This is a genomic window from Jeotgalibacillus sp. JSM ZJ347, from assembly GCF_044383825.1.
Lineage (GTDB): Bacteria > Bacillota > Bacilli > Bacillales > Jeotgalibacillaceae > Jeotgalibacillus.
In genome coordinates, this window is sequence record NZ_JBISEN010000002.1 from 17,352 (window position 1) to 33,913 (window position 16,562).

Genomic DNA, 16,562 nt, shown 5'->3' on the forward strand with positions numbered 1-16,562 from the left:
AGTATGGTATTCTAATGATTTAGAGAGTATATAACGGAGGCCTTCTGTCTGGAAGGCCCTTCTTACTGTATAGAGAAAGTACAAAGAGGTGACATGTTATGGAGTTTGACACGATTGCAGCAATTTCAACACCAATGGGTGAAGGCGCGATCGCGATTGTACGGTTAAGCGGTGATGATGCGTTCACAATTGCTGACCGTGTATATAGAAGTGGCGGGAAGCAGCTGCAGTCTGTCCCATCCCACACCATTCATTACGGTCATATCGTTGACCCGAAAACAGACGAAACCATCGAAGAAGTGATGGTTTCCGTTATGAAGGGGCCAAAGACGTTTACCCGTGAAGATGTGGTGGAGATCAACTGTCACGGCGGTGTTGTCAGTGTAAACCGCGTGCTTCAGCTGCTGCTGCGTGAAGGTGCAAGACTTGCAGAACCAGGCGAGTTCACAAAGCGTGCCTTTTTAAATGGACGGATTGACCTTTCTCAGGCAGAAGCGGTTATGGATCTGATCCGTGCGAAAACGGACCGTGCGATGAATGTCGCAATGAATCAGATGCAGGGAAGACTGTCACGTCTCGTACAGTCACTGCGTCAGGAGATTTTAGAGATCTTAGCACAGGTCGAAGTAAATATTGATTATCCGGAGTATGATGATGTCGAGGAAATGACGTTAAATATGATGATGGAAAAATCGAGGTATGTACGTGACGAGGTGGAGAAGCTGCTGAAAACATCGGAACAGGGGAAAATTCTGCGTGAAGGCCTCTCAACCGTGATTATCGGCAGACCGAATGTCGGGAAATCTTCCTTATTAAATAGTCTCGTGCAGGAAAACAAAGCGATTGTCACGGATATTCCGGGTACAACACGCGATGTCATTGAAGAATACGTCAATGTTAGAGGCGTTCCACTTAAGCTTGTTGATACAGCAGGGATCCGCGAAACAGAAGATATTGTCGAACGAATCGGGGTGGAACGATCACGCCAGGTATTAAAAGAAGCAGATCTGATTCTGCTCGTTTTAAATCATGGCGAAGAGCTGTCTGATGAAGATCGCAGACTGTTTGAAGCGGTCACAGGGATGGACGTGATTGTAATCGTCAATAAAACGGATTTGGATCGGGCGATTGATTTAGATGAAGTGAAGCAGCTTTCAGGTGATCACAAGCTTGTCACGACCTCTCTTTTAAAAGAACAGGGTGTGGATGAGCTTGAAGAAGCGATTGCTTCATTATTCTTTGACGGTTCGGTCGACCTTGGTGACGGCACATACGTGTCAAACAGCCGCCACATTGCACTTCTACACCAGGCGCTTCAGGCAATTGAAGAAGCGATTCAGGGTGCTGAAATGGGGACACCGGTTGATATGGTGCAGATCGACCTGCGCCGCACGTGGGAGATCTTAGGCGAAATGATCGGAGATACCGTTCAGGAAAGCCTCATCGACCAGCTATTCTCGCAATTCTGCCTAGGGAAATAAGATTAACTATAGTAACTGCTACCCTGCGCTTCAGGCGGACGCTTTCCGCAGGATCGGCGGTGAGCCTCCTCGGCTTCGCCTGCGGGGTCTCACCTGTCCGATTTCTCCTGCTGGAGTCGCCGCCTTCCGCTTCGGGTAGCGCGAATTTCTCTTCCAACCAGTCAATTGATATCAAACCGACCCAACTTTATAAGGGTGGTTTATTTTAAAAATATATTTACCTGAATCAGTATTAAATAGGCAATCTATTTAACTGCACGTAGCTGATTGGAGCGTAAGGCGGGGACTCCGGCGCGAAAAGCGTGTCAGCTGAGACCACGCAACCGTAGGTGAGGAGGCTCAGCGCACGCCGCGTGGAAAGCCTCCGCCTGAAGCGGAAATCAGCAGCACTGGTTCAGTTAAAAAGGAGGACATTCATCATCATGGTGAAAAAATTTGAGGCAGGAAATTATGATGTAATCGTCATTGGTGCCGGTCACGCGGGTGTGGAAGCGGGTCTTGCTTCTGCGCGAATGGGTGCAAAAACACTAATGTTAACAATAAATCTTGATATGGTGGCATTTATGCCATGTAACCCTTCAGTCGGCGGACCGGCTAAGGGAATTGTCGTACGTGAAATCGACGCGCTTGGTGGTCAGATGGGACGTACAATTGACCAGACGCATATTCAGATGCGTATGCTGAATACTGGAAAAGGACCTGCCGTACGCGCGCTGCGTGCACAGGCTGATAAGGTGCTTTACCAGCAAATGATGAAGGAAACAATTGAAGACGAGCCGAATATGACGCTTCTTCAGGGAATGGTTGAAGAATTGATTATTGAAGACGGCGAATGTCACGGGGTCATTACAAATACAGGTGCAACATTCCGTGCGAAAACAACGATTATCACAGCAGGTACATTCCTGCGCGGTGAAGTGATTATCGGCGACCTGAAATATTCAAGTGGTCCGAATAACCAGCAGCCGTCAATCGGCCTTGCAGATCATATGAGAGATCTTGGCTTTGATGTCGTACGTTTTAAAACAGGTACACCACCGCGTGTAAACAGTTCGACAATTGATTACACGAAAACTGAAATTCAGCCGGGCGATGAAACGCCTCGTGCCTTCAGCTATGAAACAACTGAATTTATTACAGATCAGCTGCCTTGCTGGCTGACATATACAAACGCAGAAACACACCAGATCATCGACGATAATTTACACCGTTCTGCAATGTACTCAGGTATGATTAAAGGTACTGGCCCGCGTTACTGTCCTTCTATTGAGGATAAAGTTGTGCGCTTTAATGATAAGCCGCGCCACCAGATTTTCCTTGAGCCTGAAGGCCGAAATACGAAAGAAGTTTACGTTCAGGGTCTTTCTACAAGTCTTCCTGAAGATGTACAGCAGCAGATTCTTTCAACGATTCCTGGTCTTGAAAACGCGCAGATGATGCGTTCAGGCTACGCAATCGAATACGATGCAATGGTGCCGACTCAGCTGTGGCCGACGCTTGAGACGAAAAAGATCCGCAACCTGTACACTGCAGGTCAGATCAACGGAACGTCCGGTTATGAAGAAGCAGCAGGTCAGGGACTGATGGCCGGTATTAACGCTGCAAGACGTGCGTTTGATAAGGAAGAAGTCATCCTGAGCCGCTCTGATGCATACATTGGAGTACTTATTGATGACCTTGTCACAAAAGGGACGAATGAGCCTTACCGTCTGCTGACGTCACGTGCTGAATATCGTCTGCTTCTGCGTCACGACAATGCAGATTTAAGATTAACAGACGTTGGTCACGAGATTGGTCTGATTTCAGATGAGCGCTACAGCCGTTTTAACCTGAAAAAAGAACTGATCGATGCAGAAATTAAAAGGCTGCAGGAAGTCATTATTAAGCCGAATGAAGCAACACAAACATTGCTTGAAGAAGCAGGCAGCTCTGCTTTAAAAGATGGAATTCGCGGAACAGACCTTTTAAGAAGACCGGAAATCACGTACAATCATATTAAAGCATTGTCACCTGCTGCGACTGAACTTCCTGCTGATGTAGAAGAACAGGTCGAGATTCAGGTGAAATATGAAGGCTATATCGAAAAATCTCTTCAGCAGGTGGATAAGCTGAAAAAGATGGAGAATAAAAAAATTCCAGAAGGCATTGATTATGATGCGATTACAGGGCTTGCTTCAGAAGCGAGACAGAAGCTGCGCGAGGTACAGCCGCTGTCAATTGCCCAGGCATCACGCATCTCCGGTGTAAATCCGGCGGATATTTCAATTTTACTTGTCTATATCGAGCAGGGTAAAATTGCAAAAGTATCCGGTTGAATGATCTAAAGGAGACTAATATGACAGAACAGCAGTTTTACGAACAGCTAAAAGCAAATGGCATCACGTTAAGTGACGAGCAGCTCGAACAGTTCAGAAAGTATCATGAAATTCTTGTTGAATGGAATGAGAAAATGAATTTAACAGCGATCACTGACCGTGAAGAAGTCTATTTAAAGCATTTTTACGACTCAATCACAGCCGCATTTTATTTCGACTTCACAAAGCCGATGAGCATTTGTGATGTGGGAGCGGGCGCAGGTTTTCCAAGTATTCCGCTGAAAATTTGCTTCCCGCACTTAAATGTGTCGATTGTCGATTCACTGAATAAGCGGATTACATTTTTAAATCATTTGGCAGACGAGCTGAAGCTTGAAGATGTACACTTTTATCATGACCGTGCGGAGACGTTTGGCAAAAACGCTGCCCACCGTGAGCAGTATGACCTCGTGACAGCACGCGCTGTGGCAAGACTGTCTGTACTTTCAGAGCTCTGCCTGCCGCTTGCTAAAACAGGTGGACACTTTGTAGCAATGAAGGGTGCAGGTGCTGCTGAAGAGCTTGATGCCGGGCAAAAAGCAATTGCGCTTCTTGGCGGTAAAAAGACAGCAGTCCATGCGTTCACACTTCCTGAAGAAGAAAGTGAACGATCTGTCATTGTCGTGGAAAAAGTAAAATCTACACCGAAGAAATATCCAAGAAAGCCGGGAACACCGAATAAATCTCCGCTTTCATAATGGCGTTTAGTTTTTCACAAAGGGTGGTGTGTCTTGATGAAGACTCCGTTTTCACGGATCTTTGGCCTTGGTGATAAGGACGAGCCTGTTTCGCCTGAAACCACGGAAGAAAAAGAAGTAAACCAAGAAGAAGTTAAACAAATCGACATTCATCAGATCAAACCGAATCGTTTTCAGCCGAGAACGATTTTTGATGATGAGAAAATAGATGAGCTGGCAAGAACCATTCATACACATGGCATTATTCAGCCGATCGTTGTGCGCGAAAGCGGTGACGGAACATATGAAATCATTGCCGGTGAACGCAGATGGCGCGCGATGAAATCACTCGAATGGGAAACCGTTCCTGCCATTGTGAAAAATATGAGTGATACCGAAACAGCCTCTGTTGCTTTAATTGAAAATCTTCAGCGTGAAGAACTTTCTCCCGTGGAAGAAGCGATGGCTTACCAAAAGCTCCTGGATCTTCATAAATTGACACAGGAAGCCCTGGCACAGCGTCTTGGAAAAGGACAGTCAACCGTCGCCAACAAGCTGCGTCTTTTAAAGCTGCCTGAATTTGTTCAGGAGAGCATTATCCAAAAGAAAATGACGGAGCGTCATGCGCGCGCACTGATTCCTTTAAAGGATGCTGAGCTTCAGAATAAAGTGGCAGAAGAAATCATCGAACAGCAGCTGAACGTCAAGCAGACAGAACAGCGCGTTCAGAAAATGCTTGAAGCATCAGAGAAAAAGCCGAAGCCAAAGCGCAAGGCATTCAACAAAGACGTACGGATTGCCGTTAACACGATCCGCCAGTCATTGAATATGATCTCTGACTCCGGCATGAAGCTTGATTCGAAAGAAGAAGAGTATGATGACTATTATCAGATTACGATTAAGCTGCCTAAAAAGAAAAAATAGATTGTTAGAGTGAAAGCCCGCTGCGCGCGGGCTTTTATTTTGCCTGAAATATCACAAGTCCGGGTTTGGATGACATATACCTCGGTTTGCGTGTTGTATTTCTACTGTTGAAGTAGTGATACACCTGGATTGAACGTTGTATCATGCTCAGTGAGTGTCATATGAACCATATTTACGTAAGTATCCATCAACTTGATTGTTGCACCATCTCTCTTCATGCTTTTAAAGCACTAAGAGCCTGTTTCTTAAATGCACGAAGAGGGCGTGGCAGAGGTTGTCGCTGTTTCTGCCGGAGTTGTAGTAATCTGTTGTGAAGTTGTCGCGATACACCCGGGAACTTGTAGCAATCCCTCGCCAACTTGTAGCAATTCAGCTCCTGACTTGTCGCAATCCGCCATCTCACCCGCACCAATCCTCCAACAGCCAAAACAACCACTCTACTTTTACAGGCAATCTCTGTTAAAATAAACTTAATATTTTCATAGACCGAAGCATTCACAAAAAGGGGACGGGTGACACGAATGGGGAGAATGATTGCAATTGCGAATCAAAAGGGCGGTGTCGGGAAAACGACGACGTCTGTTAACATCAGTGCATGTCTTGCTTATTTGGGAAAAAAGGTTTTACTCGTTGATATGGACCCACAGGGTAACGCAACGAGCGGGGTCGGTATTAATAAAGGGGATGTAGATGAAAGCATCTATGAAGTACTGGTTGAGGATGTACCGGCGAAAAGTGTAATCAGGGGTACGTCGGTTGAAAACCTGTATGCAATTCCTGCGACGATCTCGCTTGCAGGAGCGGAAATTGAACTTGTTTCAATGGTTTCCCGGGAAATAAGATTGAAAAATGCGCTTGAGGATATACAGCAGCGGTTTGATTATATTATTATAGATTGTCCGCCCTCGCTTGGCATGCTGACGATCAATGCACTGACAGCCTCAGATGCGTGCATCATTCCGGTGCAGTGTGAATATTACGCGCTTGAAGGCCTCAGCCAGCTGCTAAGTACAGTGAGACTTGTACAAAAGCACCTGAATCATCATTTACTGATCGACGGTGTCCTGCTCACGATGCTTGATGCGAGAACAAATTTAGGTATTCAGGTCATTGGTGAAGTGAAAAAGTATTTTCAGGATAAAGTCTATCGGACGATTATTCCAAGAAATGTAAGATTAAGTGAGGCGCCGAGTCATGGTCTGCCTGTGATTTTATATGATCCGAAGTCAAAAGGGGCAGAAGTCTATCTTGAGTTAGCAAAGGAAGTGATTGTAAATGGCTAAAGGACTTGGTAAAGGAGTCAGCAATCTTTTCAAGGATATGTCATCCATTCATGATGAGCACGTTCAGCAGCTGTCTATCAAAGACATCCGCCCGAACCCTTATCAGCCCAGAAAAATATTTGAGGAAATTCCGCTTGAAGAACTGACGGCTTCTGTCAAAGAACATGGCATTCTTCAGCCGATTATCGTCCGGAAAAGCCTGAAGGGGTTTGAAATTGTCGCAGGAGAGCGCCGTTTCAGAGCGGCAAAGGCAGCAGAGCTTTTACATGTCCCGGCGGTCGTACGTGATTTGACTGACCGTCAGATGATGGAACTGTCTGTGCTTGAAAACCTCCAGCGGGAAGATTTAACACCGGTTGAGGAAGCAAAAGCGTACGAAATGCTGATGAATAAGCTCCAAATCTCTCAGGATGAGCTTGCAAAGAAGGTAGGGAAAAGCAGACCGCATATTGCCAATCACCTGCGCCTGTTAAACCTGTCTGAGAAGATTCAGGAGATGCTGTCACATAAGAAATTGTCGATGGGTCACGGTCGTGCACTGGCAGGCCTTAAAGATACAGGTACTGCTGAACAGCTGGCTGACAAAGTCATCAAAGAGGGCTTAAATGTCCGTCAGCTTGAAAAACTGATTTCAGAAGCGGGTCCGGCACGTAAGGAGAAGCCGAAACCCAAAACAGACCCTCATCTCAAGCAGCAGGAAACCGTGCTGAGAGAGCGTTTTGGCACAAGTGTCGCGATTAAGAAAAGCAAGCATAAGGGCAGAATTGAAATTGAGTTTATGTCAGATGATGATCTTGAGCGGATCTTATCACTTTTAGGTGAAGAGCGGAAGGATTAACGAGCCGTATAGACAGAGAGCAGAAAAGAGGGAGTTTCACGTGGTATTGTTAGGGACACTGGTAAACGGGCTGTTAATTATTATTGGCACACTGATTGGAAAGCTGCTGCACAGAATACCGGAGCGGATGAAGGCAACGGTCATGTCTGCGATTGGTCTTGCCGTTGTGGTACTTGGTCTGCAGATGGGTCTCTCAAGCAATAACTATCTGATTGTCATTATCAGCCTGGTACTTGGTGCGGTAATCGGTGAGTGGATGGAGCTTGACGATAAGTTAAATGCGATGGGCAGATGGATTGAGCGGAAGGTTGGTACAAAAGGGGAAACGAGTATTTCCCAGGGCTTTGTCACAGCCACACTGATTTTTGTAATTGGTGCAATGGGTGTCATTGGCGCCCTTGATTCAGGACTGCGCGGCGATCACCAGGTCCTGTTCACCAAGTCCATCATTGACGGATTCGTTTCGATTATTTTAACCTCGACGCTCGGTGTCGGCGTATTATTTTCTGCGATTCCGGTTGTGCTTTATCAGGGCGCAATCGCCCTGTTTGCCACGCAGATTGACAAGTTTGTACCTGAAGTCCTGATGGATCAATTTATTGCTGAAATGACTTCAGCAGGCGGCATCATGATTTTTGCAATCGGTCTGAACCTGATCGGGATTACAAAAATCCGAGTGGCCAACCTGCTCCCGGGCATTATGATTGTAGGTGCGATTGTGACAATTGTTCACCTGTATGAAGCGTATGGTTTTTAGCTAATGTTTTCCGTAAAAGAATATTGGAATAATGGATGGCATCTGTGATTTTTGACGCCATTTCATTGACTAGATAAAGACGCGTATTCTGAAGCATTGCATGCTCCATAAATCCGCCTGCATTCACAATACCGGTGATATGCACATCGCCAATTGGAGGCAGCTGCTTCTGCACGCCTGCACCTGGGAAAATCGGACCTTCCCCGACTTCGATATAGCCGATATTACGGAATTGCCCGAGACATGCGTCAATCGCTACGACAAATGCATTGTCATATTCCATGCGGATCTTTTCAGCAGTATCTGCAAGATTTAGTGCATGCACAGGATCCTTCAACGTCCCGTACAAATCAAAAAATGGCAGTTTTCTTTTCTCAAGAAGTGATCCGGTCAGCGGTCCAAGTGAATCTCCCGTTGAGCGGTCAGTGCCGATGCATACATAGACAATCGGGCGGTCAAGGGGATAGCTTGAAGCAAGTGTCTTTGCAAGTCTATGTGGTGTCATGTGATCCTCTAAATGACTGCGGCAGCTAGTATCGGTAAATTGTGGCGGTATCACTTCGTTCATCATAACCCAGCTCCTCTCACTTCTACATTATAGGAAGATGCCTATTTTTTATTCTGTTTATTCATTATATAATACAATTTGTTCTTTTTGAAGAACAAATTTTTTTCTTCTTATAAGTTGGAGAAAAAAACGAACGCTGATAAAATAAAGAATAGCTTAAGATGATTTTTCTAAAGGAAGCAGGAAGTGATACAGATGGAACTCGCTACACCGGAAACCAATGATACACCCGAAACGTTAGAAGAAGTTGTAGATGTAAGTGCCTGGAAAGAAGGCTGGGATTCAGTCATTGCTTATTTAACGGATGAAGAAATTTGGGTATCATTCGGACTTACATTTCTGAAAATTGTTCTGATCATCGTGATTGCAGGCATCGTTGTCCGCGTCGCTAAAAAACTGATACAAAACGTGTTTAAAGTGCGTGCACGCGGACCGGTTCAGGTATCAATCCGCCGTGAAAACACGCTGCTGAAACTGCTGCAGAATGTTGTATCCTATGTGGTTTATTTTGTCGCGGTGCTTGCCGTACTCTCCGCATTCGAAATTGATGTCCGCGGTCTGATTGCCGGTGCCGGTATTGTCGGTCTTGCAGTCGGTTTTGGTGCGCAGAACCTTGTGCGTGATATTATTACAGGGTTCTTTATTATCTTTGAAGACCAGTTTTCTGTAGGAGATTACGTCAGAATCGGTCAGGCAGAGGGTCACGTCGAAGAAATCGGTCTTCGTACGACAAAAATTAAAAGCTGGACCGGAGAATTGCATATTTTTCCAAATGGAAATATTACTGAAGTAACAAATTATTCAATTCACAACAGCGTGGCTGTCGTGGATATCAGCATTGCATATGAAGAAGACGTCGGAAAAGCAGAAGAGGCGCTCCGTACGTTTTGTGATTCACTGGAAGGAAAGTATGAAGAAATTGTTATGAAACCTGAGCTCCTCGGTATTCAGACGCTTGGTGCCTCTGATGTCGTGATGAGAATCATTGCAGAGACCCAGCCAATGAAACACTGGTTTATTGCCCGTGAATTAAGACGTGAAATTAAGCATTACCTTGATGAGCGTGGAATTGAAATTCCATTCCCTCGTATGGTGATGTATTCAAGAGAAGAAAGTCAAGAGAATGCAAAAAAAGTGTCGGAAGAATAGGAGGCGTTTTGTTTGGAAGAGAAAGATTTTGGTCTGAATGACGTCGTCGAAATGAAAAAACCCCACCCGTGTGGAGTCAACCAGTGGAAAATTATCCGGATGGGAATGGATATCAGAATTAAATGTGAAGGCTGTTCACACAGCGTCATGATTCCCCGGAAAGAATTTTCACGTAAAATGAAGAAAGTACTTGTGAAGCATGAAGAATAAGAATGCAGACCGTGTGAAATCGTGAGTGATGTCATACGGTTTTTTAAAAGGTGAATTAGTCTGGTGCGTTGTCTTTTTAAAGACTGAGGACGTTTGCGGTCAGGTCCGGGGAATTTCAGATCATAATCACGAAAGCTCGGATCACACACTCCTCAAGCGTATCCCCGCACACGCCGGTCCTCTTGTATTTATAATCGGAACTCTATATAATTGTGTGAGGTTTGTATATGACACGTCACATGAACATGTTTTTAATAGAAGATTCAAGGAGTGAACGAAATGGCTTTAACAGCTGGAATCGTGGGCTTACCAAACGTTGGGAAGTCTACTTTATTTAACGCAATTACAAAAGCAGGTGCTGAATCTGCAAACTATCCGTTCTGTACAATCGATCCGAACGTTGGAATCGTAGAAGTGCCGGACCCTCGTCTGACTAAGCTGACTGAGCTGGTTGAACCGAAAAAGACCGTTCCGACTGCATTTGAATTTACTGATATTGCAGGGATTGTAAAGGGTGCAAGCAAAGGTGAAGGTCTTGGGAACAAGTTCCTTTCGCATATCCGTGAAGTAGATGCAATCGTACAGGTTGTCCGCTGCTTTGCTGATGATAATATCACACACGTATCAGGTAAAGTTGACCCGATTGATGATATCGAAGTCATCAACCTTGAGCTGATTTTAGCTGACCTTGAAGCTGTCGATAAGCGTATCGGCCGCGTGGCTAAAATGGCAAAGCAAAAAGATAAAGATGCTGTCATCGAAATGGCTGTACTTGAAAAGCTGAAAGAAGCGCTTGAAAACAACCAGGCGGCAAGAACCGTTGAGCTGAATGAAGAGCAGGCGAAAATCGCAAAAGGCATGCACCTGTTAACAAACAAGCCAATGCTTTACGCTGCAAACGTAGGTGAAGACGAAATTGCTGATCCTTCAGGTAACGAATATGTACAGCGCGTACGTGAATTCGCAAAAGAAGACAATGCAGAAGTCATCGTTGTCTGCGCGAAAATTGAAGAAGAAATTGCAGAGCTTGATGAAGATGAAAAAGCGATGTTCCTTTCAGAGCTTGGCATCGAAGAATCAGGTCTTGATCAGCTGATCCGTGCAACGTATGATCTGCTTGGTCTTGCCACTTACTTCACAGCTGGTGTACAGGAAGTCCGCGCATGGACATTCCGTCACGGCATGAAGGCGCCTCAGTGTGCGGGCGTCATCCACACTGACTTCGAACGCGGCTTCATCCGTGCAGAAACCGTTTCTTATGACGACCTGATCGCTTCAGGCGGCATGTCACCGGCAAAAGAAGCTGGTAAAGTACGACTTGAAGGTAAAGAGTATATCGTAAAAGACGGAGACGTGATTCACTTCCGTTTCAACGTATAAATGATCGTGCAGCCCCCGGGAGAGATTCCGGGGGTTTTGTTTTTGTTAAGGTGATAGGTCAAATGACACTAAAGAGCGAAGGTTAATTGTTTTGCGTCGAACATGACAGTATATATGCTGAACAATGATCCCTAAACGTCGAACAAGAGGTGCTGAACGTCGAACCAGGGACCACCACTGACCCTCCCACACAAAAAACACTCACATCCAATTGGACATCCCACCCCCAATCCGTTACAATAAAATAAGAACAAATGTTCTATTTTGTTTGGGGAAGAATAGAAATCTCAAAAACTTACTGTCACCCTTGTCCAATAGATATCACTATGCTATAATATATCCTTGTGAGTAATAGAAATTTTTTATTATTCCTTGTCTCCTGACAGCAGGAGGCCGCATAGACCATAAGGAGGTGAAAACCGATGAGAAAGTACGAAATCATGTACATTGTCCGTCCAGACGTTGATGAGGATCAGAAAAAAGCTGTAACTTCACGCTTTGAAGAAATCCTTACTTCAAACGGAGCGGAAATCATCGAGTCAAAAGAGTGGGGTAAGCGTCGTTTCGCTTATGAAATCAACGATTACCGCGAAGGATTCTACCAGATCGTTAAGTTGAACTCAGGTTCTGAGGCTATCAACGAATTCGACCGTCTGGCTAAAATCAGCGATGATATCGTTCGCCACATGACAATCCGCGAAGAAGATAACTAATCTCTAGATATAAGTTCCTTGCAATAGCAGATAGCTGCTTGCGCAAAAATAAAGGAGTTGGTTCTGATGATGAATCGAGTCGTATTAGTCGGTCGATTAACGAAGGATCCGGACCTGCGCTATACGCCAAGTGGTGTAGCAGTTGCAACTTTCACACTTGCTGTTAATCGTGCTTTCACGAATCAGCAAGGAGACCGTGAAGCGGATTTTATTAACTGTGTGGTATGGAGACGTCCAGCTGAAAACGTGGCAAACTTCCTGAAAAAAGGAAGCCTTGCAGGCGTTGACGGACGTATTCAGACACGAAGCTATGAAAACCAGGAAGGCAAACGCGTGTATGTCACTGAAGTGAATGCAGAAAGTGTTCAATTCCTGGAGCCGAAGAATGCTTCAGGCGGCGGCCAGTCCGGCGGCGGAAGCTACGGAGGCAATCAGGGATATCAGGATAATAATAACTTCGGTCAGAATCAACCGCGTGAAAACCAAAGCAACCAGAATAACCAGAACTACACAAGAGTGGACAAGGACCCATTCTCAAATGACGGTCAGCCGATCGACATTTCAGATGATGATCTGCCATTCTAAGAAGTGTAGAACAATAAAAATCTAAACAAGAAGGAGGGGAATCCCATGGCAGGAGGACGCAGAGGCGGTCGTCGTCGTAAGAAGGTGTGTTACTTTACTTCAAACGGTATTACACACATCGACTATAAAGACGTTGATCTACTAAGAAAGTTTATCTCTGAGCGTGGAAAAATTCTTCCACGTCGTGTAACTGGCACAAGCGCTAAGTATCAGCGCAGATTGACAGTTGCAGTTAAGCGCGCACGTACAATGGCGCTACTACCATTCGTTTCAGGCGAATAATAAATGCGAAACTGACAGCTCATCACGGGCTGTCAGTTTTTTTAATCCTCTTTAAAAACTCACTACTTTAAACCCGCTGTATGGAGATATTTCTGACATTTCTCTCTTTTTACCATGACATAAGAACTAAAAAACTTATTTTTATCCTTCACTATTTCATATATCATCCGATGTATATGTAAAGGGTAGAAATTACCTAAATATAAATGAGCAGCAAGAGGTGAACAGGATGAAAATGAAATCAATTAAAACAAAATTAATTATGACTACCTCGCTGGTGTTAATCGCAGCATTTGCGATTTTACTCAGCTTAACAGGGTGGCAGCTTCACGACCGGACGCAGGAAAACGTACTGCAGCAGGCTGAAGGGATTGCTGGGGAACTGAATAACTCTGCAGAAACGTTTCTTGATCAGTATGGACGGAGTATTGAGCAAATCGCTTCAACAACGACTGCACTACAATATGCTGAAGCAGCACTTGAAGATGGAGATGCAGCTGCATCAAATGAGCTTGAGCAGCTGCTTGAAGAATATTTAACGATTTATTCAGATCCATCGTCTATTTACGTAGCGGCAGATAACGGCTCGCTGCTCATTTCTCCATTTGTAGATCTGCCTGCAGATTTTGACGCGACAACGCGTGACTGGTATCAGCAGGCCGCTTCTGCGCCGGACGCTGTGATCTGGAGTGAGCCATACATAGATGAGGCAACAGGCGAGTACGTGATCACTGCTGCAAAAGCGATGCAGAGTGGCTCACAGCTTGTAGGAGTTGTCGGAGTAGATGTAAAGCTTGGAGACCTTACAACTAAGCTTGGGGAAACGCAGATTGGCTATAACGGCTATCCATTTGTTTTGTCAGGCGAAGGGATCGCGCTTGTTCATCCAACGCTTCAAGGTGAAAGTCTGATGGAATTTGATTTTATCCAGGAGATTTTTGCGCAGGAAAATGAAACAGGCCGTGTAGAATATGAGTTAGATGGCGCGAAAAAGCTGATGGTTTATTCAACAGCAGAAAACACAAACTGGAAAATCGGAGTAGCTTTTGAACAGTCTGATATTGCTGCGGAATCATTATCCATTCTAACGCTTCTGCTGATTATTGGCGTGGCAACACTTGTTGTTGCAGGAATCATTATGTCCATCGTGGCAGGCAGATTCTCAAGACCAATTGTGAAGCTGAGTCAATCAGTAAGTGAGGTAGCAGCCGGGGATCTCAGCACCCGTGCAAATATTAAATCAAATGATGAAATTGGAGAGCTTGCTTCCCAATTTAACCTGATGGTGGATCATATGAACGAAATTCTTTCAACAGTCAAATCGTCTGTTGAAGAAGTACGTGGATCCGCTGAAGGCTTAAGTGCTGTAGCAGAAGAAACGAATGCTTCGAGTGAACAGGTAGCAAGCGCTGTAAGTGATATCGCGGATGGTGCAACGCAGTCTGCCGAAGAAGCGGATGAAGCAAACCGCCAGTCGCAGACGCTTGGTGAAAAGATCAACGCGATTTCTGAGCAGTCTAAGCAAATGTCTGAGGTTGCAAGTGAAGCAGGCAGTGTGAATGAGAGCGGCATCAGTCAGATGAAACAGCTGAAAGAGTATCACACATCTTCATCAGCATTTATTCAGTCGATGGAATCTGTCATTCTGGACCTTGAGACGAAAGTCCAGACAATTGAAAGTGTCATGGCAACCATTACAGAAATTTCATCTCAGACAAACCTCTTAGCGCTTAACGCTTCGATTGAGGCAGCGCGTGCAGGTGAGCATGGTAAAGGGTTCGCAGTCGTGGCGGACGAAGTAAGAAAGCTTGCTGAGCAGTCAGTACGTGCAACGGATGAAGTGAAGCAAACCATTGCTGATATTCAGGACAGTTCAAAGCGTGCTGTAAGTGAAATGGGCCGCACGAAGGAAAACTTTGATCATCAGTCAGTCGTTGTTGAGCAGACGAATGAGATTTTTGATCAGATGTCTGATTTTATGGGCACAATGGAAACATCGATTCTGGCTGTGTATCGTGAAATTCAGGACGTGTCAACAAGTAAAGAAGCCGTCACGCGCGTCATTCAGGAAATGGCTGCGATGGCTGAAGAAACTGCCGCATCATGCGAAGAAGTAGCAGCTTCAACGGATGAGCAGGTAAGAGCGATTCAGACCGTTACTGAATCGGCAGAAAGATTAAGTGAGCTGAGCGATGATCTGCAGCAGGCAGTCAACCGCTTCAGGCTTGAGCAAAAAGAAGCTTAAATATGAATCCTCCGGGTCTATATGACCTGGGGGATTTTTATATTTATCAAACAGGTGAACGGAATCATGGGTTAATTCACTGCAAAAAGGGTCTGCGGGTTGAAGGAGAGCGGTATGACAGATAAAATGAGGAGATGGATATAGTGTATGAATGAAAAAATAGAGGTGTATGAATGAACAATACTAATACGTTAAGGCTGACAGAAGGCGCAATGATGACTGCCTTTTTCGCAGTTTTATTACTCATATCGGTCTATGTGCCGGTTATTTCGATTGTGTCCAGTCTGTTTTTACTGCTTCCTTTTCTACTATATAGTGTGAAATATTCCCTTCGTGCTTCACTGGTAATGGTGGCAGCATCAATTGGCGTTTCGGGGATCATCGGAGGTCTGTTTACACTTCCTTTAGCGATCGCTTATGGAACAACCGGCGTGGTCATGGGCTGGCTGGCACAGCAGGGGAAAAGTAAATTTATCATTTTTATCATCTCGACGCTGGTATTTTTAGTGAGCGCCGTCGTTCAGTACTTGATATCAATTCTGATTTTTGAAATCAATATTATTGAAGAATTTTTTACATTAATGAATGAGTCGCTTGAGCAGTCCGTTTCAATGTTCACTGCAGCCGGAATTGATACTGGGGATGTGCAGGAACAATGGGCGCAGAATATGCAGGTGATTGAAACACTGTTACCTACATTAATCGTTTTAAGTGCGGCACTTTTAATCTGGATCATGATGGTGATTAATTTTCCGCTCGTCAAACGTCTCGCAAAAAGGGATCTTCCGAATTTTGAGCCGTTCCGCAATCTTTCTTTACCTAAAAATGTGATTTGGTACTACCTGATCATCCTGCTGACAGCGCTGGTCGCATCGCCTGAACAGGGAACCATGTTTGCTTATGCGCTGATTAATCTTCAGTTTGGTTTTGAACTGCTGCTGATTCTTCAGGGACTGGCGTTTATTCATTTTTACGGTTATTTAAAAGGCTGGAATAAGGGCCTTCTGGTGATTTTGACAATTTTAGGCGTATTGATCAGTCCATTAACACGAATTTTAGGTATAATAGACTTAGGTTTTGATTTGAGAAAAAGGATGAGCGCGAAGAAGTAGTCAA

General features: G+C 44.9%; 16 protein-coding genes. 15 read left to right on the forward strand and 1 reads right to left on the reverse strand.

What is annotated here, in order from left to right; translation table 11 throughout:
* Positions 1-98 precede the first annotated feature (98 nt).
* From mnmE to ACH6CZ_RS06105, 7 genes are all read left to right on the forward strand, one after another.
* Entirely contained in the window at positions 99-1,481 is a 1,383-nt protein-coding gene (gene mnmE / locus ACH6CZ_RS06075; protein WP_374096540.1) for a tRNA uridine-5-carboxymethylaminomethyl(34) synthesis GTPase MnmE, read from the forward strand.
* 422 nt (positions 1,482-1,903) lie between these two features.
* Positions 1,904-3,796: a tRNA uridine-5-carboxymethylaminomethyl(34) synthesis enzyme MnmG gene (mnmG, locus tag ACH6CZ_RS06080; protein ID WP_374096541.1), complete on the forward strand. Its 1,893-nt coding sequence runs from the start codon at positions 1,904-1,906 to the stop codon at positions 3,794-3,796.
* A gap of 20 nt (positions 3,797-3,816) precedes the next feature.
* Positions 3,817-4,533 carry a 16S rRNA (guanine(527)-N(7))-methyltransferase RsmG gene (gene rsmG / locus ACH6CZ_RS06085; protein WP_374096543.1) on the forward strand — a complete coding sequence of 239 codons (717 nt, stop codon included), beginning with the start codon at positions 3,817-3,819 and terminating at the stop codon, positions 4,531-4,533.
* Between the two features lie 36 nt (positions 4,534-4,569).
* A complete protein-coding gene (gene noc, locus ACH6CZ_RS06090; RefSeq protein WP_374096544.1) occupies positions 4,570-5,436 on the forward strand; it encodes a nucleoid occlusion protein in 867 nt (288 codons plus the stop codon).
* Positions 5,437-5,957: 521 nt separating this feature from the next.
* Positions 5,958-6,719, forward strand: coding sequence for a ParA family protein (locus ACH6CZ_RS06095; RefSeq protein WP_374096545.1), 762 nt, complete (start codon positions 5,958-5,960; stop codon positions 6,717-6,719).
* The gene (locus ACH6CZ_RS06100; protein ID WP_374096546.1) at positions 6,712-7,557 is read left to right on the forward strand and encodes a ParB/RepB/Spo0J family partition protein; all 846 of its coding nucleotides are present in this window, start codon (positions 6,712-6,714) and stop codon (positions 7,555-7,557) included. The genes ACH6CZ_RS06095 and ACH6CZ_RS06100 overlap by 8 nt, the downstream gene beginning before the upstream one ends.
* A 40-nt stretch (positions 7,558-7,597) precedes the next feature.
* Complete coding sequence (locus ACH6CZ_RS06105; protein ID WP_374096547.1) at positions 7,598-8,314, forward strand: DUF554 domain-containing protein; 717 nt, start codon at positions 7,598-7,600, stop codon at positions 8,312-8,314.
* Here the strand turns inward: ACH6CZ_RS06105 and yyaC are convergent.
* Positions 8,256-8,882, reverse strand: a complete 627-nt coding sequence (gene yyaC, locus ACH6CZ_RS06110; RefSeq protein WP_374096549.1) for a spore protease YyaC — start codon at positions 8,880-8,882, stop codon at positions 8,256-8,258. The two genes, ACH6CZ_RS06105 and yyaC, sit on opposite strands and share 59 nt — an antisense overlap.
* Positions 8,883-9,077: 195 nt before the next feature.
* On the opposite strand from yyaC, the gene ACH6CZ_RS06115 reads away from it, so the two are divergent.
* The 8 genes from ACH6CZ_RS06115 to ACH6CZ_RS06150 all read left to right on the forward strand — a co-directional run bounded on the left by ACH6CZ_RS06115 (position 9,078) and on the right by ACH6CZ_RS06150 (position 16,558).
* Positions 9,078-10,031, forward strand: coding sequence for a mechanosensitive ion channel family protein (locus ACH6CZ_RS06115; RefSeq protein WP_374096550.1), 954 nt, complete (start codon positions 9,078-9,080; stop codon positions 10,029-10,031).
* 12 nt (positions 10,032-10,043) lie between these two features.
* Positions 10,044-10,241 carry a DUF951 domain-containing protein gene (locus ACH6CZ_RS06120; protein ID WP_374096551.1) on the forward strand — a complete coding sequence of 66 codons (198 nt, stop codon included), beginning with the start codon at positions 10,044-10,046 and terminating at the stop codon, positions 10,239-10,241.
* Between the two features lie 279 nt (positions 10,242-10,520).
* On the forward strand, positions 10,521-11,621 hold the full coding sequence (gene ychF / locus ACH6CZ_RS06125) for a redox-regulated ATPase YchF (RefSeq protein ID WP_374096552.1): 1,101 nt from the start codon (positions 10,521-10,523) through the stop codon (positions 11,619-11,621).
* Between the two features lie 422 nt (positions 11,622-12,043).
* Entirely contained in the window at positions 12,044-12,334 is a 291-nt protein-coding gene (gene rpsF / locus ACH6CZ_RS06130) for a 30S ribosomal protein S6 (protein WP_374096553.1), read from the forward strand.
* 66 nt (positions 12,335-12,400) lie between these two features.
* Positions 12,401-12,919, forward strand: a complete 519-nt coding sequence (gene ssb / locus ACH6CZ_RS06135) for a single-stranded DNA-binding protein (protein ID WP_374096554.1) — start codon at positions 12,401-12,403, stop codon at positions 12,917-12,919.
* Between the two features lie 45 nt (positions 12,920-12,964).
* Positions 12,965-13,201, forward strand: a complete 237-nt coding sequence (gene rpsR / locus ACH6CZ_RS06140; protein WP_039812930.1) for a 30S ribosomal protein S18 — start codon at positions 12,965-12,967, stop codon at positions 13,199-13,201.
* 229 nt (positions 13,202-13,430) lie between these two features.
* A complete protein-coding gene (locus tag ACH6CZ_RS06145; protein WP_374096555.1) occupies positions 13,431-15,446 on the forward strand; it encodes a methyl-accepting chemotaxis protein in 2,016 nt (671 codons plus the stop codon).
* Between the two features lie 173 nt (positions 15,447-15,619).
* A complete protein-coding gene (locus ACH6CZ_RS06150; protein ID WP_374096556.1) occupies positions 15,620-16,558 on the forward strand; it encodes a YybS family protein in 939 nt (312 codons plus the stop codon).
* Positions 16,559-16,562: the final 4 nt, after the last annotated feature.